The sequence below is a fragment of the Rhodopseudomonas palustris genome, from assembly GCF_003226555.1.
Taxonomy (GTDB): domain Bacteria; phylum Pseudomonadota; class Alphaproteobacteria; order Rhizobiales; family Xanthobacteraceae; genus Rhodopseudomonas; species Rhodopseudomonas palustris_I.
Map to the genome: position 1 here is coordinate 36,426 of NZ_QKQS01000033.1, position 20,012 is coordinate 56,437.

The 20,012-nt window shown below is 65.4% G+C and carries 23 protein-coding genes; 10 read left to right on the forward strand and 13 right to left on the reverse strand.

All coding sequences use genetic code 11. The features are described from left to right. Positions 1-56: 56 nt before the first annotated feature. From DNX69_RS23245 to DNX69_RS23255, 3 genes are read right to left on the reverse strand one after another with little or no spacing between them, the layout of a single operon-like run. On the reverse strand, positions 57-329 hold the full coding sequence (locus DNX69_RS23245) for a type II toxin-antitoxin system YafQ family toxin (protein WP_110788381.1): 273 nt from the start codon (positions 327-329) through the stop codon (positions 57-59). Between the two features lie 10 nt (positions 330-339). Continuing rightward, entirely contained in the window at positions 340-693 is a 354-nt protein-coding gene (locus DNX69_RS23250) for a type II toxin-antitoxin system RelB/DinJ family antitoxin (protein WP_110788382.1), read from the reverse strand. A gap of 36 nt (positions 694-729) precedes the next feature. Beyond that, positions 730-2,172 carry a helix-turn-helix domain-containing protein gene (locus tag DNX69_RS23255; RefSeq protein ID WP_110788383.1) on the reverse strand — a complete coding sequence of 481 codons (1,443 nt, stop codon included), beginning with the start codon at positions 2,170-2,172 and terminating at the stop codon, positions 730-732. Between the two features lie 213 nt (positions 2,173-2,385). Between DNX69_RS23255 and DNX69_RS23260 the strand changes: the two genes are divergently transcribed. The 3 genes from DNX69_RS23260 (at position 2,386) to DNX69_RS23270 (ending at position 5,073) form a co-directional block, all read left to right on the forward strand. Beyond that, positions 2,386-4,020 (forward strand): isocitrate lyase, encoded by a 1,635-nt coding sequence (locus DNX69_RS23260; protein WP_110788384.1) that lies wholly within the window; start codon positions 2,386-2,388, stop codon positions 4,018-4,020. A 24-nt stretch (positions 4,021-4,044) separates the two neighbouring features. Further along, complete coding sequence (locus DNX69_RS23265) at positions 4,045-4,260, forward strand: DUF4170 domain-containing protein (RefSeq protein ID WP_011159927.1); 216 nt, start codon at positions 4,045-4,047, stop codon at positions 4,258-4,260. A 261-nt stretch (positions 4,261-4,521) separates the two neighbouring features. Next, entirely contained in the window at positions 4,522-5,073 is a 552-nt protein-coding gene (locus DNX69_RS23270) for a hypothetical protein (protein ID WP_110788385.1), read from the forward strand. A gap of 158 nt (positions 5,074-5,231) precedes the next feature. Here the strand turns inward: DNX69_RS23270 and DNX69_RS23275 are convergent, their stop codons facing one another. Further along, positions 5,232-6,113, reverse strand: a complete 882-nt coding sequence (locus DNX69_RS23275) for a metallophosphoesterase family protein (RefSeq protein ID WP_110788386.1) — start codon at positions 6,111-6,113, stop codon at positions 5,232-5,234. 131 nt (positions 6,114-6,244) lie between these two features. Between DNX69_RS23275 and DNX69_RS23280 the strand changes: the two genes are divergently transcribed. The 3 genes from DNX69_RS23280 to DNX69_RS23290 all read left to right on the forward strand — a co-directional run bounded on the left by DNX69_RS23280 (position 6,245) and on the right by DNX69_RS23290 (position 9,233). Then, positions 6,245-6,733, forward strand: a complete 489-nt coding sequence (locus tag DNX69_RS23280; RefSeq protein WP_110788387.1) for an NUDIX domain-containing protein — start codon at positions 6,245-6,247, stop codon at positions 6,731-6,733. Positions 6,734-7,010: 277 nt separating this feature from the next. Then, complete coding sequence (locus DNX69_RS23285; RefSeq protein ID WP_110788388.1) at positions 7,011-8,672, forward strand: mechanosensitive ion channel family protein; 1,662 nt, start codon at positions 7,011-7,013, stop codon at positions 8,670-8,672. Positions 8,673-8,720: 48 nt separating this feature from the next. After that, complete coding sequence (locus tag DNX69_RS23290) at positions 8,721-9,233, forward strand: GNAT family N-acetyltransferase (RefSeq protein WP_110788485.1); 513 nt, start codon at positions 8,721-8,723, stop codon at positions 9,231-9,233. A gap of 24 nt (positions 9,234-9,257) precedes the next feature. Here DNX69_RS23290 and DNX69_RS23295 read toward each other — a convergent pair whose 3' ends face one another. From DNX69_RS23295 to DNX69_RS23320, 6 genes are all read right to left on the reverse strand, one after another. Further along, the gene (locus tag DNX69_RS23295; protein ID WP_234827059.1) at positions 9,258-11,168 is read right to left on the reverse strand and encodes a TonB-dependent receptor; all 1,911 of its coding nucleotides are present in this window, start codon (positions 11,166-11,168) and stop codon (positions 9,258-9,260) included. 522 nt (positions 11,169-11,690) lie between these two features. After that, on the reverse strand, positions 11,691-12,047 hold the full coding sequence (locus tag DNX69_RS23300; RefSeq protein ID WP_110788390.1) for a hypothetical protein: 357 nt from the start codon (positions 12,045-12,047) through the stop codon (positions 11,691-11,693). Positions 12,048-12,254: 207 nt separating this feature from the next. Beyond that, positions 12,255-14,603 (reverse strand): TonB-dependent receptor, encoded by a 2,349-nt coding sequence (locus DNX69_RS23305; protein ID WP_110788391.1) that lies wholly within the window; start codon positions 14,601-14,603, stop codon positions 12,255-12,257. A 119-nt stretch (positions 14,604-14,722) separates the two neighbouring features. Further along, positions 14,723-15,103: a hypothetical protein gene (locus tag DNX69_RS23310; RefSeq protein WP_110788486.1), complete on the reverse strand. Its 381-nt coding sequence runs from the start codon at positions 15,101-15,103 to the stop codon at positions 14,723-14,725. 121 nt (positions 15,104-15,224) lie between these two features. Next, positions 15,225-15,761, reverse strand: coding sequence for a DUF3617 domain-containing protein (locus tag DNX69_RS23315; RefSeq protein WP_110788392.1), 537 nt, complete (start codon positions 15,759-15,761; stop codon positions 15,225-15,227). A 14-nt stretch (positions 15,762-15,775) separates the two neighbouring features. Then, on the reverse strand, positions 15,776-16,066 hold the full coding sequence (locus tag DNX69_RS23320) for a hypothetical protein (protein ID WP_110788393.1): 291 nt from the start codon (positions 16,064-16,066) through the stop codon (positions 15,776-15,778). A gap of 166 nt (positions 16,067-16,232) precedes the next feature. Between DNX69_RS23320 and DNX69_RS23325 the strand changes: the two genes are divergently transcribed. The 4 genes from DNX69_RS23325 to DNX69_RS23340 all read left to right on the forward strand — a co-directional run bounded on the left by DNX69_RS23325 (position 16,233) and on the right by DNX69_RS23340 (position 19,125). Next, complete coding sequence (locus DNX69_RS23325) at positions 16,233-16,694, forward strand: hypothetical protein (RefSeq protein ID WP_110788394.1); 462 nt, start codon at positions 16,233-16,235, stop codon at positions 16,692-16,694. Between the two features lie 93 nt (positions 16,695-16,787). Then, a complete protein-coding gene (locus DNX69_RS23330) occupies positions 16,788-17,480 on the forward strand; it encodes a ribonuclease T2 family protein (RefSeq protein ID WP_110788395.1) in 693 nt (230 codons plus the stop codon). A gap of 122 nt (positions 17,481-17,602) precedes the next feature. Then, positions 17,603-18,571: a bifunctional riboflavin kinase/FAD synthetase gene (locus DNX69_RS23335; RefSeq protein ID WP_110788396.1), complete on the forward strand. Its 969-nt coding sequence runs from the start codon at positions 17,603-17,605 to the stop codon at positions 18,569-18,571. Continuing rightward, complete coding sequence (locus DNX69_RS23340) at positions 18,568-19,125, forward strand: sugar O-acetyltransferase (RefSeq protein ID WP_110788397.1); 558 nt, start codon at positions 18,568-18,570, stop codon at positions 19,123-19,125. The genes DNX69_RS23335 and DNX69_RS23340 overlap by 4 nt, the downstream gene beginning before the upstream one ends. A gap of 7 nt (positions 19,126-19,132) precedes the next feature. Here DNX69_RS23340 and DNX69_RS26795 read toward each other — a convergent pair whose 3' ends face one another. From DNX69_RS26795 to DNX69_RS23350, 3 genes are read right to left on the reverse strand one after another with little or no spacing between them, the layout of a single operon-like run. After that, a complete protein-coding gene (locus DNX69_RS26795; protein ID WP_283809358.1) occupies positions 19,133-19,258 on the reverse strand; it encodes a hypothetical protein in 126 nt (41 codons plus the stop codon). A 30-nt stretch (positions 19,259-19,288) separates the two neighbouring features. Continuing rightward, entirely contained in the window at positions 19,289-19,579 is a 291-nt protein-coding gene (locus DNX69_RS23345; protein ID WP_234827060.1) for an RES family NAD+ phosphorylase, read from the reverse strand. Positions 19,580-19,589: 10 nt separating this feature from the next. Further along, positions 19,590-19,916, reverse strand: a complete 327-nt coding sequence (locus DNX69_RS23350) for an MbcA/ParS/Xre antitoxin family protein (RefSeq protein WP_110788398.1) — start codon at positions 19,914-19,916, stop codon at positions 19,590-19,592. Between the last annotated feature and the right edge of the window lie 96 nt (positions 19,917-20,012).

Below are 20,012 nucleotides of genomic sequence, written 5' to 3' on the forward strand. Positions count from 1 at the left end.
ATGGGTTGCCGGGTCAAGCCCGGCAACGACGCTTGATGAGAGAGGTCGCGCGGTGGTCACTCGTCGAACAGGTCGGAGTGGGTGCCGGTTCGTGCCAGGAGCACGTTGTGTGCGTCGGTCTGATAGATCAGCAGCCAATCCGGCTCGACGTGACATTCCAGAAAGCCTCGCCACCGGCCTTTGAGGGCGTGCGGACGATTGGAAGCGGGCAGAGGTATGTCCCGTCGCAGAAGGTCGATCACCGCCGCCAATTTCGACAGGTCGTAACCACGCTTCTTGATCCGCTTGTAGTCGCGTTTGAACGAGCCAGTATGGTCCAGCTCCTTCATGACACCCCGTTCAGCGGGTTGTCTTGTCCAGATGGGCGAAGAACTCTTCGGTCGTGCCGCTGAACCGCGTGACCCGCCCGCGTTCGGCATCACGTAAGGCGCGGATGGTCTCCTTGTTCGGAATCTTCACCGGAAACGGCATGCCTTTATGGGCGACGACCTGTTTGAGGAACATCGTCACCGCGTCGGTGGTCGACAGCCCGAGCTTGTCGAGCACTGCCTCGGCGCTCTTCTTCAGCTTCGGCTCGACTCGCGCGTTGATGTAGCCGCTCTTGAGTGGCTTACGGGCGGCCGTCTTGCCCGCTGTCTTCCCATCCCGCTTGGCGGGTGAGCGGGCTGCTTTGGTCTGGATCTTCGCCGTCATACTTTACTGTAACACGTTTGCGTTACGCCCGCCAGCTCACAGCTCCCTTGCATTACTAAACGCAAAACTACTCGCCCTTCTCGTGTTCTCGTCCAGGATCAACGTCCTTGTGATCGGCGGCTCGGCGCGCTGGCTGCAGTGTTCGCGTTCGCACAGGCGGCAGTTGACGCCGATCGGGGTGCCTTCGGCTTTCTCCAAATCCATGCCGGCGGCGTAGATCAGTTTGGCGGCGTGGCGGATTTCGCAGCCCAAGCCGATGGCAAAGCGCGGTTGCGGCTGCGGATGCGGGGCGATCGGGCGGCGGACCATCTGGGCGATCGAGAAGTAGCGGCTGCCGTCGGGCAGTTCGATCACCTGCTTGAGCAAGCGGTCCGGCGTATCGAAGGTCGAGTGCACGTTCCACAGCGGGCAGGTGCCGCCGAATTTCGAGAACGGGAAGGTGCCGGACGAGAACCGCTTGGAGACGTTGCCGGCATTGTCGACCCGCAGCATGAAGAACGGCACGCCACGCGCGTTCGGCCGCTGCAGCGTGGTGAGGCGGTGGCAGACCTGCTCGAAGCCGGCGTTGAAGCGCTGCGCCAGCACGTTGACGTCGTAGGAGAGCTGCTCGGCGGCGGTGTGGAACGCCGCATAGGGCATCATCACGGCGGCGGCGAAGTAGTTGCCGAGGGTGATGCGGTACAGCCGCCGGGCGTGATCTTCCAGTCCGCCGGCGCGATGCACGATGGCGTCGATCACGCCGCCGTGCTCGGTCAATCCGGTTTGGAACGCGACCTGGAAGGCGCGGCCGGGGCCGTCGATCAGTTCGGAGATCAAGAGTTGCCGGCGATGGCGGTCGAACCTTCGCAGCGTCTCGCGCATCACGTCGACCGGCATGATCCGGGTGGTGATCGAGTGGCGCTCGCGCAGCCGATCGGTCAGCGCGCCGAACATCTCCTGGGAGCCGACGTTGAGCTCGTCGCGCACCGCCTCGGCGGCCTGCTCCAGCTCCGGGAAGTAATTGCGGTTGGCCTCGATCAGGTCGCGGATGCGCTCGATCGGGTTGGCCTCGTAGCGGATCTGTTCGCGATCGGCCATCTGCGCCGCCACCAGGGTCTCGCCGCGGCGCGCCTCGGTGTAGGCGGCGTACAGCCGCTGTAGCGAGTGGGTGACGCCGGGGCACAGTTCGGCGAGGTCGCGCAGCTCCTGCTTGGGCAGATCGATCTGCCGGAACAGCGGATCGGAAAAGATCTCGTTCAGCTCGGCGAAGAACCGGTCCTCGTCGGCGGTGGCGAGGTCGCGCAGGTCCAGATCGTAGGTCTCGGCCAGCCGCAACAGAATCTGGGCGGTCACCGGGCGCTGGTTGCGCTCAATCAGGTTGACGTAGCTCGGAGAAATGCCCAAACCTTCAGCGATCTGGGTTTGCGACAGCCCGAGCTGCTGCCGAATGCGGCGGAAGCGGGGGCCCACGAACAGTTTTTTACCGGTGTCGCCGGCCATTTCAGGGTCCTTTCAGGTTCCGCCCCGGATATCTTCTTTTACAAAATTTACAAAATTACATTTGTTACATGTACTGAAGTTACATGACATCACCATTCGTTCGCAAGAGGTCTGTACGTCTTCTGTCATCTCGCGTTTATCTCTCGGCACGTTTCGCAGCGCGGTTGTCACGAATGTCGCGTCGCGAATTATTCGTATCGAAGGGATCATGTCATGAACTTCCAGCCACGCGGCATCAGCGCCATCCACGCTCCGAGCACCTACCAGAGCGAAGTCGAAGCGGCCGAAGCCCTCCTCAAGGACAAGCCGACCTGGACCGGTGTGACCGCGGAGGCTGTTGCCCGCATGCGGCTGCAGAACCGCTTCAAGACCGGCCTGGACATCGCGCGTTACACCGCGGCGGTGATGCGCGCCGACATGGCGGCCTACGATGCCGACCCGACCAAGTTCACCCAGTCGCTCGGCTGCTGGCACGGCTTCATCGCCCAGCAGAAGCTGATCTCGATCAAGAAGCACGGCGGCGGCAAGACCGATCGGCGTTACATCTACCTGTCGGGCTGGATGGTTGCGGCGCTGCGCTCCGAGTTCGGCCCGCTGCCGGACCAGTCGATGCACGAGAAGACCTCGGTGCCGGCGCTGATCGAAGAGATCTACACCTTCCTGCGTCAGGCCGACTCCCGTGAGCTCAACGACATCTTCCGTCAGCTCGACGCCGCCCGCAAGGAAGGCGATAAGGCCAAGGAAACGGCGCTGATCGAGAAGATCGACAACTTCCAGACCCACGTCGTGCCGATCATCGCCGACATCGACGCCGGTTTCGGTAACGCCGAAGCGACCTATTTGCTCGCCAAGAAGATGATCGAAGCCGGTGCCTGCGCGCTGCAGATCGAGAATCAGGTCTCGGACGAGAAGCAGTGCGGCCACCAGGACGGCAAGGTCACCGTTCCGCACGACGTGTTCATCGCCAAGGTCCGCGCGATCCGTCACGCGTTCCTCGAGATGGGCGTGGAAGACGGCATCATCGTCACCCGCACCGACTCGCTCGGCGCCGGCCTGACCCAGCAGATCGCCGTCAGCCATCAGCCGGGCGACATTGGCGACCAGTACAACAGCTTCCTCGATTGCGAGGAAGTCGATGTCACCAAGGTCGGCAATGGCGACGTGGTCATCAGCCGCGAAGGCAAGCTGCTGCGTCCCAAGCGTCTCGCCAGCAATCTGTACCAGTTCCGTCCCGGCACCGGCGAAGACCGCTGCGTGCTCGACTGCATCACCTCGCTGCAGAACGGCGCCGACCTGTTGTGGATCGAGACCGAGAAGCCGCATATCGAGCAGATCGCCGGCATGGTCGACCGCATCCGTGAGGTCGTGCCGAACGCCAAGCTCGCCTACAACAACTCGCCGTCGTTCAACTGGACCCTCAACTTCCGCTGGCAGGTCTACGATGCCTGGAAGGCCGAAGGTAAGGACGTCAGCAAGTACAACCGCGCCGAACTGATGAAGGCCGAGTACGACGAGACCGCGCTGGCGATCGAAGCCGACGCGCGGATCCGCACCTTCCAGGCGGATGCCGCCAAGCGCGCCGGCGTCTTCCATCATCTGATCACGTTGCCGACCTACCATACGGCGGCACTGTCGACCGACAATCTCGCCAAGGAGTATTTCGGCGACCAGGGCATGCTGGGTTATGTTAAGAATGTGCAGCGCCAGGAGATCCGTCAGGGCATCGCCTGCGTGAAGCATCAGAACATGGCCGGTTCGGACATCGGCGACGACCACAAGGAATATTTCGCTGGCGAAGCCGCGCTGAAGGCCGGCGGTGCCCACAACACGATGAATCAGTTCAGCTAAACGGAAAGAAGCAGGAGAAGGACCATGACAACGGGCAGCAACTTCTGGGTGATCGGTGGCGAGTTCGGCTCGATGAACTTCCACAAGCTCGTCGAAGGCTCGGCCCAGGTGAAGGGTCCCTTCAAGACGCGCAAGGAGGCCGAAGAAGCCTGGAAGGTCCTTTCCGAGGAGAACCGCCATCGCGCAGGCGTTCGGTTCTCGATCGTGGAAGAGCCGAACCGGGCCGTGACCCCGGCCTGATCCGTTCCCCAGCCGCGGCGGCGCACGCGCCGTCCGGCGAGCTGACGAGATAGAAGACGTCCAAGGACTTTGGCGGTCTTGTCGGGGCAACCCGGCAGGGCCGCCATCGTCGTTTTGGCCCCTCAGGCCGGATGCTGAAACGTCCGTCAGACTACCGTGGATGAGCCAACTGGTTGATCCGCAACCGGCTTTCGCGGCCGAAGGGTTACTGATAGGTTAATCGGCGGCGGGCTTAAGGCAGGCACGAGGCTGAAGTCGAGAATGGCCGACGCTCAGAATTCCGTAAACAAGGCGGCAGGGCCGATGCGGCTCAAGGATGCGTTGCGGCAGGCCCGGATCGAGGCCGCCGACCGCACTGGCGTGGTCGTCGACCTGCGCGATGCCGAACTTGCCCGGCTCGAAATCCTCAACGAAGCGCTCGATCCGCTGTTCGCCGAAGTGCCGGCCGGGGTCGAGCTGTTCGATCGCGGCATCAGCCCGGGCGATACGCCGCGGCTGTGGATCGACGTCGTCGCCCACGTGGTGATGGGCCGCGACAAGCGGATCTACCGCTTCGTCCAGGACACCGCCTATGGCCGCATCGTCCTGGCCGAATCCCACGAGGCGGCCAAGATCGTCGATGCGGTGACCGGCTATGTGGCCCGCCGTTTGGTCGAGCGCGAGCGGGCGCTGTCGGCGCCCCCCGTCCAAGCCGCGCCACCGCCTCCCGCGCCGCAGCGCCGCAGCGGACTGTGGACCTTCGTGCTCGGCTTCGTCGCCGGTGCGCTGGCGCTGTTCGCGCTGGCCTTGTTCGCGGCGCTGCGGATTTCCTGACGCCGTGCGGCGTCATTGGCACCGCATCTCCCGGTCATTACGAACTTCCGCCTCCCCGGTCATTGCGAGGAGCGAAGCGACGAAGCAATCCATGGCCGTGCAGTGACCTGGATTGCTTCGCTTCGCTCGCAATGACGGGGAGAGCCGGAGTGACATGGCTACAGCCACTCCGGCGGCCGCAAATCCTCGATCAGCTCGCCGGCCTGGAAGCCGCGGACGCGGTGCTCGCAGCGCCAGCCGTCAGGGGCTTCGCTGATCGCGAACAGATTGTAGGCCGCCGAGGGGCGGTGGCTGTCGTTCATCGCCGAGGCCGACGGCACCCCGACGACCGGAATTGCGCCGGACGGTGTGTCGATCCGGATGGTGGCGTGGACGTGGTCGTGGCCGTGCAGCACCAGATCGACCGGGTCGCGCTGGAGAAGCGCGATCAGCTCGGCCGAATCGGTCAGCCGCTTGTGCCGCGAGCGCGACTGCAGCGGGTGATGGATCAACAGCACCTTGAACATGCGTTCGCCGGACAGGCTTTGCAGCAGCGTTTCCAGCGCCGCGCGCTGCGCGGGACCGAGCCGGCCGGTCGCTCGCAGCGGCGCGGTCGGCACCGCGCTCGACACCCCGATGATCGCGATTCCCTCGCGCCGGCGCAGATAGGGAAAGCCGGGCTGCCCGTCGTCGCCGCTGATGTAGTCCGGAAACGTCTCGGCGAATCGATGCGCGGTGGAGCGGACGTAGGCGTCGTGATTGCCCGGCACCAGGCTGATCCGGTCGGCTGGGCCGACGCTTTCCAGCCATTGCCGGGCGGGAGCGAATTCATTCGCCAGCGCGATGTTCATCAGGTCGCCGGTCACCGCAATGTGGTCGGGCTGCCGGGCCTGCAGGTCCGCCACCAGCGCATCGAGAACGTCGCGGCGGTGGATCAAATGGCGGTTGCGCCGCCAGTTCAGGTAGCCGAACGCGCGCTTGGAGGCGAGGTGCCGCAGGCCGGTCTTCGGCGGCAGCGGCAAATGCGGGTCGGATAGATGCGCCAGGGTGAACACGGTCATCGCACGATCCGGTCGCGAGGGGCATGCCAGCCGGCTGCAAACTCCCGGCTGTGAAAACGCCTGTGGTTTTGGCAAGTTGCCCGGACCGGCGCAACCCTCGGGTTGCGTCTTCGCGCGAGGGGCGTCCGGCGGTGACCGCTGTTCATAGGATGCGTTTGAGGTTCGAGCCGGTCCTGACCCGGATGTTCCACCTGTACTGGCGGTTCGCCCGCGGCATGACACTGGGCGCCCGCGGCGTGGTGCTGGACGATCAGGATCGGGTGTTCCTGATCAAGCATTCGTATGTCGTCGGCTGGCATTTGCCGGGCGGCGGTGTCGAGGTCGGCGAGAGCTTCGCCGATGCGCTGGCCCGCGAGCTGATGGAGGAGGGCCGCATCGCGCTGACCGGCGCGCCGGTGTTGCACGGCATCTTCTTCAACAGCCATGTGTCGCCCCGCGACCACGTCGCCGTCTATGTGGTTCGAAAATACCGGCAAGACCGGCCGCCGGAGCCCAACCGCGAGATCATCGATAGCGGCTTCTTCGCCGCCGACGAACTGCCGCCTGAAACAACGCCCGGCACTCGGCAGCGGATTGCCGAAGTGCTGGAGGGCCGGCCGCCGAGCGCAACCTGGCGGTAAAATTTGCCAAGGCGGTTGGCTCCAGCCCGAACTTGACCACCCGGTCCCCGCGTGATGCTGGTGGCGCACCGCAGCACAATGTTCGCGAGACCATAGAGATGGCCCATTTCGTGGCTATCGGCGGGGCCGAAGCATTTTGCGCCGGGATCATGGCGCCGCCGGTAGACGGCGGTGGCCGGGGGCGATTCGTCCCGATTCCGCGCCTGTCCGTTCAAGAGGAGCGATTTTGACGTCATCCCTACGCGCGCTGTTCCGAAGCCTGATCGTCGTCGCGACGATGCTGGTCGCGAGTTCCGCCTTTGCTCAGATCCCCGGCACCAATGGCAATGGTGCGGCGCCTGCACAGCCCGCGCCGCCGACCGATCCGCTCGGCCGCGAGACGCCGGCCGGCATGGTCGCAGGTTTCATCGGCGCGGCCGCCGAGCAGAATTATGAAAAGGCCGCGCAATATCTCGACCTGTCGCAGGAGAAGAGCGCTTGGGGGCCGAGTGTCGCGCAGCAACTGCAGCGCATCCTCGATCGCGGCGGGGTGGTGTTTTCCCGGCTGCGGCTGAGCGATGATCCGGCCGGCGACCAGGACGATGGCCTTGCGCCCGACCAGGAGAAGTTCGGCCTGGTCCGGACCGATCACGGCAGCGTCGATCTGCTGGCGCACCGGGTCGAGAACAAGGACGGGGTCAAGATCTGGCTGGTGTCGCCGCGGACGGTCGCCGACCTGCCGGACCTGTCGCGGACCGTGGTGTCGAGCTGGGTCGACAAGCTGCTGCCTTATGCGCTGCGTGACGAGTATCGTCTGGCCGGCGTTCCGATCGGGCACTGGCTCGCGGTGGTGGTGCTCGCCTTTCTGTCCTACGCGGTGGTCTGGCTGATCACCGGGGCGCTGTGGTGGGTGCTGTTCCGCTTCCGAGATCGTGGCGACTCGCGCATTCGCCGCGTGCTCGAAGCCTCGGCGATGCCGATCCGGCTATTCCTGGCCGCCTGGATGCTGCGGGTCGCGATGATCCTGGCCGGCGTCGCGATCGTGGCGCGGCAGCACATGAACAGCGTCACCGAGGTGCTCGGCTGGTTGGCGCTGTCGTGGATCGTGTGGCGGATCGTCGACGCGCTCGCGGCATTCGCAATCGATCGCATGACGCTGCGCGGCAGGTTGTCGATGTTGTCGGCGGTGAACTTCATCCGTCGCGCCGTCAAATTTGCTTTGATCGCTTTCGCGTTGATCGCCGGCCTCAACTCGCTGGGCTACAACGTCACCGCCGGTCTCGCCGCTCTCGGTATCGGCGGTATCGCCATCGCCCTCGGTGCGCAGAAGACGATCGAGCATCTGGTCGGCAGCCTGACGCTGGTCACCGATCAGCCGATGCGGGTCGGGGATTTCTGCAAATTCGGCGAGACGATGGGCACGATCGAAGACATCGGGATGCGCTCGACCCGGATTCGCACCCTCGACCGGACCGTCGTCACGGTGCCGAACGGTCAGCTCGCCGCGGTGCAGATCGAAAACTACAGTCGCCGCGACAAGTTCTGGTTTCACCCGGTTCTCGACCTGCGCTACGAAACCACTCCGGCTCAGATCCGCGCGCTGACGGCGTCGATCCGTCAGTTGCTGCTCGACCATCCCAAGGTCGACAACGATCCGGCGCGCGTGCGGTTTATTGCGCTCGGCGCGATCTCGCTCAGGGTTGAGATCTTCTCCTACGTTCACGCCACGAGCATGGACGAGTTCCTGGAGGTGCAGGAGGAGCTGTTCCTGCGCATCATGGAGCTGGTCGACGAGGCCGGCAGCGGTTTCGCCTTCCCGTCGCAGACGATCTATGTCACCCGCGACAAGGGCGTGGCGGTGCCGAAGTCGGCAGATGCGGTCGACGTCGCGCAGCCGCCCGAGAGCGATCACGGGTCGTCTTACAGTGCGGCCGCTGCCGCCGCTGCCGATCGGGTCTAGCCGGCGGCGATGGACCTGGTGCGGACGCGGTGCTATTGCGCGTCCGCCATGACCGATCTCGATCTCACCATCCTGCCCGAGTCCCCGAACCACGCGCACGCCATCGAGCGGTTGCACGAGCGTACCTTCGGGCCCGGCCGCTTCGTGCTCAGCGCCTACCGACTGCGCGAGCACGTCGACCACCTCGCCGAACTGTCGTTCACCGCCTGGATCGGCACGCTGCTGGTCGGCTCCGTCCGGCAGTTGCCGATCGTGATCGGCGAGACGCCCGCGCTGCTGCTGGGGCCGCTGACGGTGGAGCCGCCGTTCCGCTCGCGCGGCGTCGGCCGGCGGCTGCTCGACCGCGCGATCTCGGATGCGCGGGCTCAGGGCCACAAGCTGATCGTCCTGGTCGGCGACGAACCGTATTACAGCCGGGTCGGCTTCAAGAAGATTCCAAAAGGCCGGGTCACCATGCCGGGCCCCGTCGATGCGGCGCGCCTGTTGGTGCTCGAGCTCACCGACGGCGCGTTCGACGGCGTCAGTGGCGCGATTCGCCCGGATTGGAGCAAGGCGCGCTGACGCGCCCTGCTGTTCCGGCTGCGCCTAAAACTTCTGCGCGACACCGACATAGAAGCCGCGTCGCGGCCCATCTTGCGGCGCGAACACGCCGATCCCCGATCCGTCGCGGATCTCGTAGACACTGTCGAACAGGTTGACGACGTCGAACCGCACCGTCGTCGGCTTGGTCGCGCTCGCCAGATAGAAGTCGTGCGAGAGGCCGAGATTGACCTGGGTGTAGGACGGCAGCGTTCCGATATTGGCGAAGCCCGAGCGCAGGCCGCTGCCGTAGATCATCGATGCGCTGAAACTGGTGTCGTGCCAGCGATAGGACGCGCCGGCGGACGCCGTCACGAGCTGCGCGTGGTCGGTGTAGATGTAATTGTTGGCGATGTAGGCGAGCTCGTCCGGATCGAACAGATACTGGTTCGAGACGACCTTGGTGGCGATCTGCCGTGCCAGCGCGAGATTGCCGTAGATCCGGAAGTTGCCGCTGGTGTACGAGCCCTTGAACTCGACGCCGACATTCTCGGCTCGGTCGTAGTTGAAGGCGGACAGCACGTAGGCGGAGCCGAACTGGCCGTCGTCGAGCAGGTCGCGTGCGGTCTTGTAGTAGGTGTCGACGCCGACTTCGAGGCCGGGCAGCAGCCGTTGCGTGACGCCGACATCGAACACGTTGGACCGCTCCGGCAGCACCGGGCTGCTGGCGTTGACGGCGGGCTGCAACGTCGTATTCCCGACCAGCGCGAGATTGGTCGGCGCCGCCAACACCTGCGCGGGCGGGGTGAAATTGCGCGAATAGCCGGCGTGGAAGGTGGTGCCCTCGAACGGCTTCCAGGTGAGGCTGACGCGCGGGCTGAGCTGGTTGGCGTTGGTGTATTCGGCCATCTGATCGAACCGCAGGCCGGAGTTCAGCGTCACCGTGTTGGTGACCCGCCATTCGTCCTGCAGATAGGTGCTGAACAGCCAGCCGAGCTTGCTGCTGGAGTCGGTGACATCGAACGGTGCGTCGAACGGATTGCCGCTATTGTCGAGCGGCAGCACCACCGATGAGTTCGTGACTCGGCTCTGTTCGGCTGTGACCTGGAAGCCGCCGCGCAGCGTATGGGCGTCGCTGAGCCGGTAGGAGCCGTCGGCCTGGATGCCGCTGGCGACGCTCTTGCGGTAAACGTCGGAGGCCACACCGTTGAACACCAGATCGCCGACCGTATCTGGCGTGAAGTGCAGCATGCTGTAGCGCGAGAATGCCGACAGCTGCAGGTCGAAGCCGTTGATCGATTTCTGCAGCGCCAGCACCCCGAAACCGTTGCGTTCACGCTGGTTTTCGTTGAGGAGCGCGGAGTCGAAATTCGAGACGCCGAACGCGGTGAATGCCGGCGCCTGCCCTGGATTGTTGGGGATCTGGTAGTTGTTGGCCGAAGCGCCGCCGATGAACGTCAGCCGGGTCGAGTCGTCGATCACAGTGGACAGATAGGCAAAGCCTTTGCCCTGCTGAGAGTCGTCGTGGATCGCGTTCGATGCCGAGGTCGGGTTCTCGAGGCCGAGCCCGGTTCCGAAATAGCGGCCGGAGACGAAGTACTGCGTGTTGCCGGCGGTGCCGCCATATTCGACGCTCGGCATGATGGTCTGGTGGCTTCCGCCATAGACGCTGACGGTGCCGCTGTTGTTGAACGCATCGGTCCGTGTGGTGATGTCGACGACGCCGGCGGTGCGCAGGCCGTACTGTGCCGGCAGAGCGCCGGTCAGCAGCGTCAATGTGCCGACCAGCGAGGTGTCGAGCATCTGGCCGAAGCCGCTGACGCCGTCGGGCAACGCGATGCCGTTGATCCGATACTGCACGTTGGCGTGCTCGTTGCGGACGTGCAGATCGCCGCTAGCCGCGGAATCCTGCGACACGCCCGGCGCCTGTAGCAGCACCTTGTCGAGCGTGGCATTGGTGCCTTGCGGCAGTGCCACGATCGCCGCGTGGTTGATGTCGAAGGCGCTGGCGCCGTTCGGCCTAAAGATCGCCTGCCGTGCGGCGTCGAAGCCGGCATGTTTGGCGGCAACGGCTCGGTCCGCAATTTGCGCAGCGGTCTCGGCGTTCTGCTTCGGTTGTTTCGCCGCTGTGCCGCGGCGTGTCCGCGCTGCCGTCCGGGTCCTCGGGTGATGAGCCGGGCGAGGTGTGCGCTGTGGCTGGGTTACGTCGATTTCCGGCAGTGGTGTCGTGCGTCGCGTGGCCGGCGCTGCGCTCTGCGCGAGGCCGGGCGAACCGAGCGCGACGAGCAGCAACGATGCTGTGCTCGAAGCCGCGAGGCTTCGTTTCATGTGAGAAAGCATAGTGAGTCTCCTCGAAGCCACGCGCGCGCTCACCGGGCGACTGATCGTCGCCGCAGATGATGTGGGCGGTGGCTTGCCGTCGGTGGCCGACGGGCTTGGCTGACATCTGGCGAGATCGCCCCCTGCGAGGGCGAACCCTTGTTCAAGGTGTGGGCGATGTCAGCAGGCGGGAGGCGCGCGGGGATGGAAGGCGGTGCGGATGCCGCGGGAGCGGATCAGGACCAGATCCGGGACGCTGTGAGTGAAGGCGGTAGCTTGCCGGAGCGGCAATGCCGGCGGCGAGGCGCCGAGCATCGCATCGGCCATCGCCATGACGGCGCAGATCGTGCAGGTATCGGCGCTGTCGTCAGAGTCCGAGCCGGAGTCCGGAGCAGCCGGATCGGAAGCGGTGAGCGCAAGCACCGCCGACTGGATGACGATCCGGTGGAAGTGTCCGAACGCAACGACAAAGTGCAGCGCCAGCGCAATCAGCGCCAGCCGCGTTCCGAGACGGATATGCGTCCGCACCCAATCCATGGTTCATCCGAGCCCGGCATCGAGCGGTTGCTCGCCTGCCGGCGATGAGGCGAAAACCGGCGCTGCCGCCCAAGCGGCACCGCCGGTCAAGATCTTTCGGTCGTCATTCCGGGACGCGCGAAGCGCGAACCCGGAATCTTTCCTTGCGACAACTTCTGGATTCCGGGTTCGCTCACTACGTGAGCGCCCCGGAATGACTGGCGTGGATCAGAACTTCACGTTCGCGAACGCCCGGACGCCGATGCCGGGCATCAGCACGTTGTCCTTGCTGTAGGAAGTCGCGATGCGGATATCCTCGTTGAGCAGGTTGTTGCCGACGAGGCCGACCAGCATCTCGCGCGCGCCCCAGACGCTGGGATCGAGCTTGGTGCGATAGCTGACTTCGGCCTTCAGCAGATTGTAGCCAGGCGTCGTGGTCTCGGCGATCGGTGCGACGTCGTTCTGCGCGAAGGCGTGCAACAGATTGACCTTCATCAGCCAGTTGGCGTCGCGCCAGTACAGGCCGCCGCCAACGCGCATCGGCGGAATCCGCGGCACGTTGGTGCCGTCGGCGAAGGTCGCCCGCACGATGTCGAACTGGTTCTCGATGCCGAAGGTGCCGCCATAGAGCTGGGCGACGTCGAGCTGGCTCTGGAATTCGCCGCCCTTGAAGGTGGCGTCACGCTGCGAGTAGATCGCCTGGTTGAGCTCGAGTCCGGCGCCGGCCCCGCACTCCACCTCCTCGCAGGTATTGCCGGTCAGGCGGCGATAGATGAAGCCGCTGAACTGGGTGTAGTAGGCGGTGATCTCGAACCGGAACGGACCTTCGGCGCGGCGAAGCCCGACCTCGACCGACTTGGCGGTTTCGATCTTCAGGTTCGGATTGCCGATGTCGAAGGTGGCGGTGGCGTCGTGGCCGCCGCGCGAGAACAATTCGGCCGGCTTCGGCGCACGCTCGGTGTACTGCCCGGTGACGCTGGCCGACAGGCCCCAGGGCAACGCCTGGATCAGGCCGAGGCTCAGGCTCTTCGGGGTGAACGACAGACTGCGCTGGGTCGCAGGGCCGATCGCAGATGGGTCGTCTTCGAGGTTGAAGAGTTCCGGAATCGCGGACGGCGTCGAGCCAGATAGTTCGACGTGCTCGATGCGGCCGGCGACCTGCGCCTTGGTGGTGTTGGTGAACTGCAGCTCATTGAAAATGTAGCCGGCCACCCGGGTGTTCTTGTTCGGGTCGAACAGGCCGTTCAGCGGGCTGCCCGGATCATCGGGGCTCGGTGCAGTCAGCTCCTGATGTCCGACCTGAGCGCCGAGCGCGGTGGTCACCGCCGCGAAGCCGGCGTTAAACGGCGCCAATTGCACCTCGAGGCGGCCTTCCTGCTCGCGGTTGGTGAAGGTCTGGCGCACGCCGTCGCTGGTGAGGTCGGCCGAATCGGAGAGGCCGATCTCGTTGTGCTTGTAGTCGGTGGCGCCGACCCAGAACCGGATCGCGTCGATCGCAGCCGTGTCGGGGCGATACTCGCCCTTGGCGCTGAATTTGGTCTGCTTGGCGTCGATCCGGGTGCCGACTTCCGCGCCCTCCGCACCGGGAATGCGGTACAGCGAGTTGTTCTGCGTGACCGCCGCGCCGATGAAGCCGCCGTCGAACAGATACGAACCGCCGATCGAGCCGCCGGCCGCCTGCGCGGCCGAATTCGCCTGACGTCCGTTGAAGGCGAAGCCGGGCGCCGCATAGGGATAGCTCGGCACGTCGTAGTCGCCGGCGCGGCGGCCATAGACGTCGGCATGCACCGCGACGTTGTTGCCGGCGGCATCGAGCAGCACTGCGCCTTCGGTGCCGCGATCGACCGAACTGAACGAGCTGCGCACTTCGCCGTTCATGCAGCCGGCGCCGCCGAACAGCGTCGGCGGCTTCGCCATGCCGTAGCTCTGGAACGGCTGTGCGCAGGGCGGCAGCGCGTCGGGAATCCGGTTGTTGGTGGCGCTGACCACGCCGCCGATCGCGGTCGAGCCGTAGCGCAGCGTCGCCGGGCCGCGGATCACTTCGATCTGGTTGGTGGACAACGGATCGACCGGCACGAAGTGGTCTTCGCCGAGATCGGAGGCGCCGTTGCTGCCGATGCCGTTCTCGATGATGCTGACGCGATTGACGTCCATGCCGCGGATGATCGGCCGGCTGGCGCCGCCGGGCGCATATTGAGACGCGCTGATGCCGGGCTTGTTGCCGAGCAGATCGCCGAGGGTGCCGCCGCCGGTGCGACGGATCTCCTCGTTCGGCACCACCGTGACGGTCGCGAATTGATCGGTGACGATCGGCAGGGTGCCGGGCAGCGGCGCCGGTGCGGCTTGGGCCACCGGCGGCGTCTCCGCCGGTGCAGCGCCGCGCTGCCGGGCCGTCGTGGTGACGCGCGGCGCAGGCCGGGGCTTGGCCTCGGTGTGGTGACGGCGCTGAATCGGGCTCGGCGCTGTGACGGTGACTTCGGGCAAAGCGGTTTGCGCGCGCGCGCTTGGGGCGCCGGCGCTGCATACGGCGAGCGTTGCGGTGCCGAGCAACAGCCCGGTCTTGAGGCGAGATGACATGGTTCTGTCCTGACTGCCGGCCCGCAGCGGAGCCGGGATCTGCGGTGACGCAGATCGATCACGTTGACCCGCGCGCCGCCGGAAAGTGGCCGGGCGCGGCGTTCACAAAGGATCGGTGGTCAGGACAACGGAGGGCCGCGCGGTTGAAATGCACCAGGTGGTGACGACAGTTCGGCATCGTCGAGGACGGCGAGGCGGTAATGGAAGGTGTGCGCCTGTTGCTGGGGCAACGCTGGCGGCGTTGCGGCCAGTGCCAGGCTGGCCATCGAGACCACTGCGCAGATCGCGCAGAGATCGGCGGCGCCGGGATGTTGATGGTCGATATCCGGATCAGTCTGGCCGTCGGTCGCGGTGATCTCGGCAACCGCAGCCGCCGTCTGCGCCAGGCTGTGGACGTGGCCGAACGACAGGGCGAATTGCAGTACCAGCGCGATCAGCGCCAGCCTTGCCCCCCCTCGGATGTTCGCCCGCACCCAGTCCATGCCGCCCCAGCCTCTCACGTTGCCGGCGTCGTCCCCACCATGCAACGTTACAATGTAACATTGCGGCAACGGCCTCCGCTGTCAACGGAGGTGCTGACGAAGGTCGGCGAGTGTGACTTTTGCGCCAGCTTTCGTGGCGTCACTTCGCTTTCGGCAACAGCGCCTTCAGCTTGTCCATGTCGGCGATGTTCATCTTGATCCCGCCGGGCATCACGATGTCCCCGGGCTTCTGGCCGTCTTTGCAGGGGCCGAGCCATTTCGCTTCCAGCGTCGTGGTGGAATCCTTGGGAACACCGGGCAGCGGGTTCTCGTTGTGCGACGTCACCTTGACCGTGTAGGCCGAATTGAAGTCACCGGTGATCTCGGCGTGCGAGGTCGTGGTCATTCCAGCAACCTTGCACACCGAGTCGTTGGTGTAACCGGTGGCTGTCTTCTGGATCGCTGGCGTTGAACAGGAGTCGTTGGCCAGCGGCTGTACCGCGGCGTTCATCTTCTTGTCGATGGTCTCGTCGGTGCAGTGCTGGATCGCGACGTTCTGTCCGGAGCCGGAGCCCTGCATCTTCAGCTCCCACAGTCCCGGCTTGCGGGTCGGCAGATCGATCGCCTGCGCCGCCGTCGCCGGTGCGGCGAGCAGCAGTGGAAGTAGCCAGATACAATGCAAGCGGCCACGGCTCATCGCTGCGGCTCCGCTCAGTACTTGGTGCGCAGCGGCCGCTGGTCGGCGCCATACGGCACCCAGCGGCAGGCGAACGAGACATAGCCGCCGTAATTGGCCTGGACGCCGAGCAGCTTCACCACCTTGCCATAGCGGGCGCAGTGGTCGATCGCCATCGCGCGGATGTCGGCGTGGCCGATCAGACTGGTGGAGATGATGCCGCCGGTATCATTGCCAGTGAACGGCGCGACGTAGTCGGCGCGTGCCGCCGTGCTCGCCAGCACCGCACCCAAAATGGCCAAGCCTGCGGCCCCCATCAATCGCATTGCAATCTCCTCATGTCGTTGGATTCGAGTCTAGAACGCCCCTGCCAGAATGAAAAGAACGCGCGGCCGTTCCGCATCGGGTTTGCGGAAGGTGTGGCCGCGCCGCACTTGACCTCGGCATGGCTTCGCGGCACCGTCCGCCGCATCGAATTCCGGTGAGTGAGCCATGCGATTCCTTAAGACGTTCAAGACGCCCGTCGCCGCGATCGCGGTTCTGCTCGGCCTGTTCGCATTGGCGCCGGTCGCGCACGCGGCCAATCCGCTCGAGATGAACTTCTGGCTGTCCGGCCCACGTTACGACGGCAACCTGCCGCCGTGCGAAGCCGCGCTGCCGTCGATCACCCACCAGTTCGCCGAGAAGGAAGGCACCTTCTGGAATTCGTCGCTGCGGATCACCGCCTATGGCAAGATCCGCGACATCGCGTTCCGGCCTTGGCAGAGCGACAACATTCCGCGCCGCTACTGCGCCGGCGAGGTGCAGTTGAACGATCACACCACGCGTCCGGTGTATTTCTCGATCGTCGAGGACGGCGGTCTTGCCGGGTTCACCGACGGCGTCGAGTTCTGCGTAGTCGGGCTCGACCGCAACTGGGCGTTCAACCCGGCCTGCCGAGCCGCCAAGCCCTGAGCCGGGGCGCTGCGGCACCATCGTCTTTTGCGTTCTTGAAACGTTCCTGAGTCCTGGTAGGCTTTTCGCGTTCCAGCAACAGGGCCCTGTGACATGCTTGGATTTGTTCGTCGACGACGATCGCTGATCGCCGCCTGCGCGGCAATCTCGGCTCTGTTGGTCGCCCCCGCGGCAGCCCAGGACCATCGCCAGAACGCGCCCGGCGAGTTCGATTTCTATGTGCTCGCGCTGTCGTGGTCGCCGTCTTATTGCGCCCAGGCTTCCGAGCGCGGCCTCACCGGCCGCTCCCAGCAGTTGCAGTGTGGCGGCCGGCCGTTCGCCTTCGTGGTGCACGGGCTGTGGCCGCAATACGAGCGCGGCTTTCCCGAATATTGCGAGCGCTCGGCCCCGCGGCTCGATCGCCGCATCGTCGATTCGATGCTGGATCTGATGCCGGCGCCAGGGCTGATCTACAACGAGTGGGACAAGCACGGCACTTGCGCGGGGCTGTCGCAGCGCGGCTATTTCGAGCAGATCCGCAAGGCCCGCGCCGCGGTCCGGGTGCCGCCGGAGTTCATCGACGCCAAGGAGCCGCGGACTGTCACCCCCGACGAGGTCGAGGAGGCCTTTATCAAGGTCAATCCGGGGCTATCGAATGCGGCGATCGCGGTGATGTGCGACCGCAAACGGCTGAGCGAAGTGCGGATCTGCATGAGCAAGGATCTGCAGTTCCGGGCCTGCAAGGAGGTCGACCGCCGCGCCTGCCGGCGTGACCGGCTCGAAGTCCCGCCGCAGCGCGGCGGCTGAGGGGCGATTGCCGGTTCGGAGAGCGTCCTGGCAGGTGTCCCTGGCCGAGCGACGGCTTGACACCGTGCGCGGCTCCGCGTCACGGTCCGGGTCCCTCCTGAAAGCGATGAACTGAATCCGAAATGACAGGCTTTGCCGTAATCCGCGACGATACGCCGGCGGCCGCGATCCCGAAGGGCGCGGTAGTGGCGATGGGCAATTTCGACGGTGTCCACCGCGGCCATCGCGCCGTGATCGGCGCCTGCCTCGACATGGCGCGGATCAAGAAGGCGCCGGCGCTGGCGGTGACGTTCGAGCCGCATCCGCGCAAGTTCTTCAGCCCCGACGTCCCGCAATTCCGCCTCACCGACGAGACCGCCAAGCTGCGGCTGCTCGCCGGCACCGGGCTCGACGGCGCCGTGATCCTCAGTTTCGACGCGCACCGCGCTTCGACCATGGCGCACGATTTCATCCAGCAGGAGCTGATCGGCCGCCTCGGGGTGCAGGGCATCGCGATCGGCTATGATTTCCACTTCGGCAAGGGCCGCGGCGGTTCGCCGTCGATGTTGGTGGCCGAAGCGCCGTCGCTCGGGATCGAGGTCGACGTCCAGCCGCATGTCGATTTCGGCGATCATCCGGTGTCGTCGAGCGCGATCCGCAAATGTCTGGAGGAGGGCCATATCGCCGCCGCGACGGAGATGCTCGGCGGGCCATGGTTCGTCACCGGGCAGGTGATCCACGGCGACAAGCGCGGCCGCGACCTCGGCTATCCGACCGCCAATATAAGGCTCGATCCGGAGTGCGGCCTGAAGCACGGCATCTACGCGGTGCGGGTCGGCCGAAACGGCAGGCACTACGACGCGGTGGCGAATTTCGGCCGCCGCCCGACCTTCGACAACGGCGCTCCGCTGCTTGAAGTGTTCGTGTTCGATTTTAGCGAGCCTTTGTACGGCGAGACGCTCGACATCGCCTTCATCGCCTTCATCCGCGACGAGGAGAAGTTCGAGAGCATCGAGGCGCTGATCCGTCAGATGGACGATGACTCCGCCCGTGCCCGCGCCGCGCTCGCCGCCGACCACGGGGCGTTCCCGAAGCTCGGAACGTTGCGATGAGCCGGACCGAAAAAGAGAAGATGCTGGCGGGCGAACTGTATCGCCCCGGCAGCCCGGAGCTCGCCGCCGACGAGGCCGCCAACAAGGCCTGGATCGTCCGATACAACGCTTCCGGCGCCCAGCCTGCTGCGGAGCGCCATGCGCTGCTGTCGGAGCATTTCGGCGCTGTCGGCAAAAGCGCGGTGGTGCGGCCGCCGTTCTTCTGCGACTGCGGCTACAATATCTTTCTCGGCGACAACGTCTTCCTGAATTTCAACTGCGTGATCCTGGACATCATGCCGGTGAAAATCGGCGACCGCACCCAGATCGGGCCGGCAGTGCAGATCTACGCCGCCGACCACCCGAGAGACGCTGCCACCCGCCGCGACGGGCTCGAATTCGGCCGCCCGGTGACGATCGGCGCCGACGTCTGGATCGGCGGCGGTGCCATCATCCTGCCCGGCATCAGCATCGGCGACGGCGCCGTGATCGGCGCCGGCAGCGTCGTCACCCGGGACGTGCCGGCCAATGCCATCGTCGGCGGCAATCCGGCCAAGCCGCTCGGGAAGGGCTGAAACAGCTCTATTCGCCGATCAGCCGCCGATCGAACCGAGTGTGGACGATCTCGGCGATCGCGATGCCTGCCGCGCCGGGGTGAGCCGGATTGAGTAGGTAGTTGACCGCTTGCGGCACGATGACTGAGGGCACACGGAGCAACGGGTGCGACCCGTGATCGAGCTAATTGTCGCCGATCCGGCGACTCACTTCGAGCCGTTCGGCCCAATCCAACGGCAGTTCGTCAGACGCGACGACATCCGTTTCGACCCCGCTGGGGATCGCGATGCGGAGCATTTGGTAGGTCGGAGGCAGAAACTCGCGGTCCATGTGGACGAGCATTTCGAGCATCGCGCTCGACGGGTGATCGGTGAGATAGACGATCCGTCTCCCCCGGCTGTGCCAGCGACCGCTGGCTCTGAGCCCGCCTGTCCCGGTCAGATCCGCATAATTCGAGATCCGCCAGAGCTCCATGGCAGGGGACTCAGGCGAAGATTCCGTGGTCGATCTGCTCCAGCTCTTCGCGGACGACCGCAGCGCCGAGCTCGTCACGCAGCAGGTCCACGGGACGCTGTCCGTTCAAGCTTCTGTTCGGACGGTTGAGCCAACCCTCCGCCTTGGCAGGATCGGCAAAGACCCGGTCGGCCAGGGTCCGGATTTCAAGCGTGCGGATCAGGTTGATGGGGGAGTCGGGTCGTCCCTGAAGTGCCACTCGGGCGTCGTCGAGCAATTCGTCGAGGGGGCGGTTATCCCCCTCGCGGCGAAGCCTCTTCAATTCCTCAAAGACTTCCGCAGGCGGCCTGACCGACATGGAATTCCTCCGTCGATCAATAGATTAGTCTTTTGGAGGTCGGCTGCAACCGGCACCTTGCGGGCGTGCCGCAAACGGCGCATCTCGGGGCAAATT

What these genes read in the sequence shown, in the direction of transcription:
- DNX69_RS23300 (WP_110788390.1), bottom strand. Translation starts at nt 12,047, where the DNA reads ATGGATTGGGTGCGGACGCATATCCGTCTCGGAACGCGGCTGGCGCTG.
- DNX69_RS23245 (WP_110788381.1), bottom strand. Translation starts at nt 329, where the DNA reads ATGAAGGAGCTGGACCATACTGGCTCGTTCAAACGCGACTACAAGCGG.
- DNX69_RS23265 (WP_011159927.1), top strand. Translation starts at nt 4,045, where the DNA reads ATGACAACGGGCAGCAACTTCTGGGTGATCGGTGGCGAGTTCGGCTCG.
- DNX69_RS23250 (WP_110788382.1), bottom strand. Translation starts at nt 693, where the DNA reads ATGACGGCGAAGATCCAGACCAAAGCAGCCCGCTCACCCGCCAAGCGG.
- DNX69_RS23330 (WP_110788395.1), top strand. Translation starts at nt 16,788, where the DNA reads ATGCTTGGATTTGTTCGTCGACGACGATCGCTGATCGCCGCCTGCGCG.
- DNX69_RS23275 (WP_110788386.1), bottom strand. Translation starts at nt 6,113, where the DNA reads ATGACCGTGTTCACCCTGGCGCATCTATCCGACCCGCATTTGCCGCTG.
- DNX69_RS23270 (WP_110788385.1), top strand. Translation starts at nt 4,522, where the DNA reads ATGGCCGACGCTCAGAATTCCGTAAACAAGGCGGCAGGGCCGATGCGG.
- DNX69_RS23350 (WP_110788398.1), bottom strand. Translation starts at nt 19,916, where the DNA reads ATGTCGGTCAGGCCGCCTGCGGAAGTCTTTGAGGAATTGAAGAGGCTT.
- DNX69_RS23290 (WP_110788485.1), top strand. Translation starts at nt 8,721, where the DNA reads ATGACCGATCTCGATCTCACCATCCTGCCCGAGTCCCCGAACCACGCG.
- DNX69_RS23345 (WP_234827060.1), bottom strand. Translation starts at nt 19,579, where the DNA reads ATGGAGCTCTGGCGGATCTCGAATTATGCGGATCTGACCGGGACAGGC.
- DNX69_RS23260 (WP_110788384.1), top strand. Translation starts at nt 2,386, where the DNA reads ATGAACTTCCAGCCACGCGGCATCAGCGCCATCCACGCTCCGAGCACC.
- DNX69_RS23255 (WP_110788383.1), bottom strand. Translation starts at nt 2,172, where the DNA reads ATGGCCGGCGACACCGGTAAAAAACTGTTCGTGGGCCCCCGCTTCCGC.
- DNX69_RS23340 (WP_110788397.1), top strand. Translation starts at nt 18,568, where the DNA reads ATGAGCCGGACCGAAAAAGAGAAGATGCTGGCGGGCGAACTGTATCGC.
- DNX69_RS23315 (WP_110788392.1), bottom strand. Translation starts at nt 15,761, where the DNA reads ATGAGCCGTGGCCGCTTGCATTGTATCTGGCTACTTCCACTGCTGCTC.
- DNX69_RS23320 (WP_110788393.1), bottom strand. Translation starts at nt 16,066, where the DNA reads ATGCGATTGATGGGGGCCGCAGGCTTGGCCATTTTGGGTGCGGTGCTG.
- DNX69_RS23285 (WP_110788388.1), top strand. Translation starts at nt 7,011, where the DNA reads ATGCTGGTCGCGAGTTCCGCCTTTGCTCAGATCCCCGGCACCAATGGC.
- DNX69_RS23325 (WP_110788394.1), top strand. Translation starts at nt 16,233, where the DNA reads ATGCGATTCCTTAAGACGTTCAAGACGCCCGTCGCCGCGATCGCGGTT.
- DNX69_RS23335 (WP_110788396.1), top strand. Translation starts at nt 17,603, where the DNA reads ATGACAGGCTTTGCCGTAATCCGCGACGATACGCCGGCGGCCGCGATC.
- DNX69_RS23305 (WP_110788391.1), bottom strand. Translation starts at nt 14,603, where the DNA reads ATGTCATCTCGCCTCAAGACCGGGCTGTTGCTCGGCACCGCAACGCTC.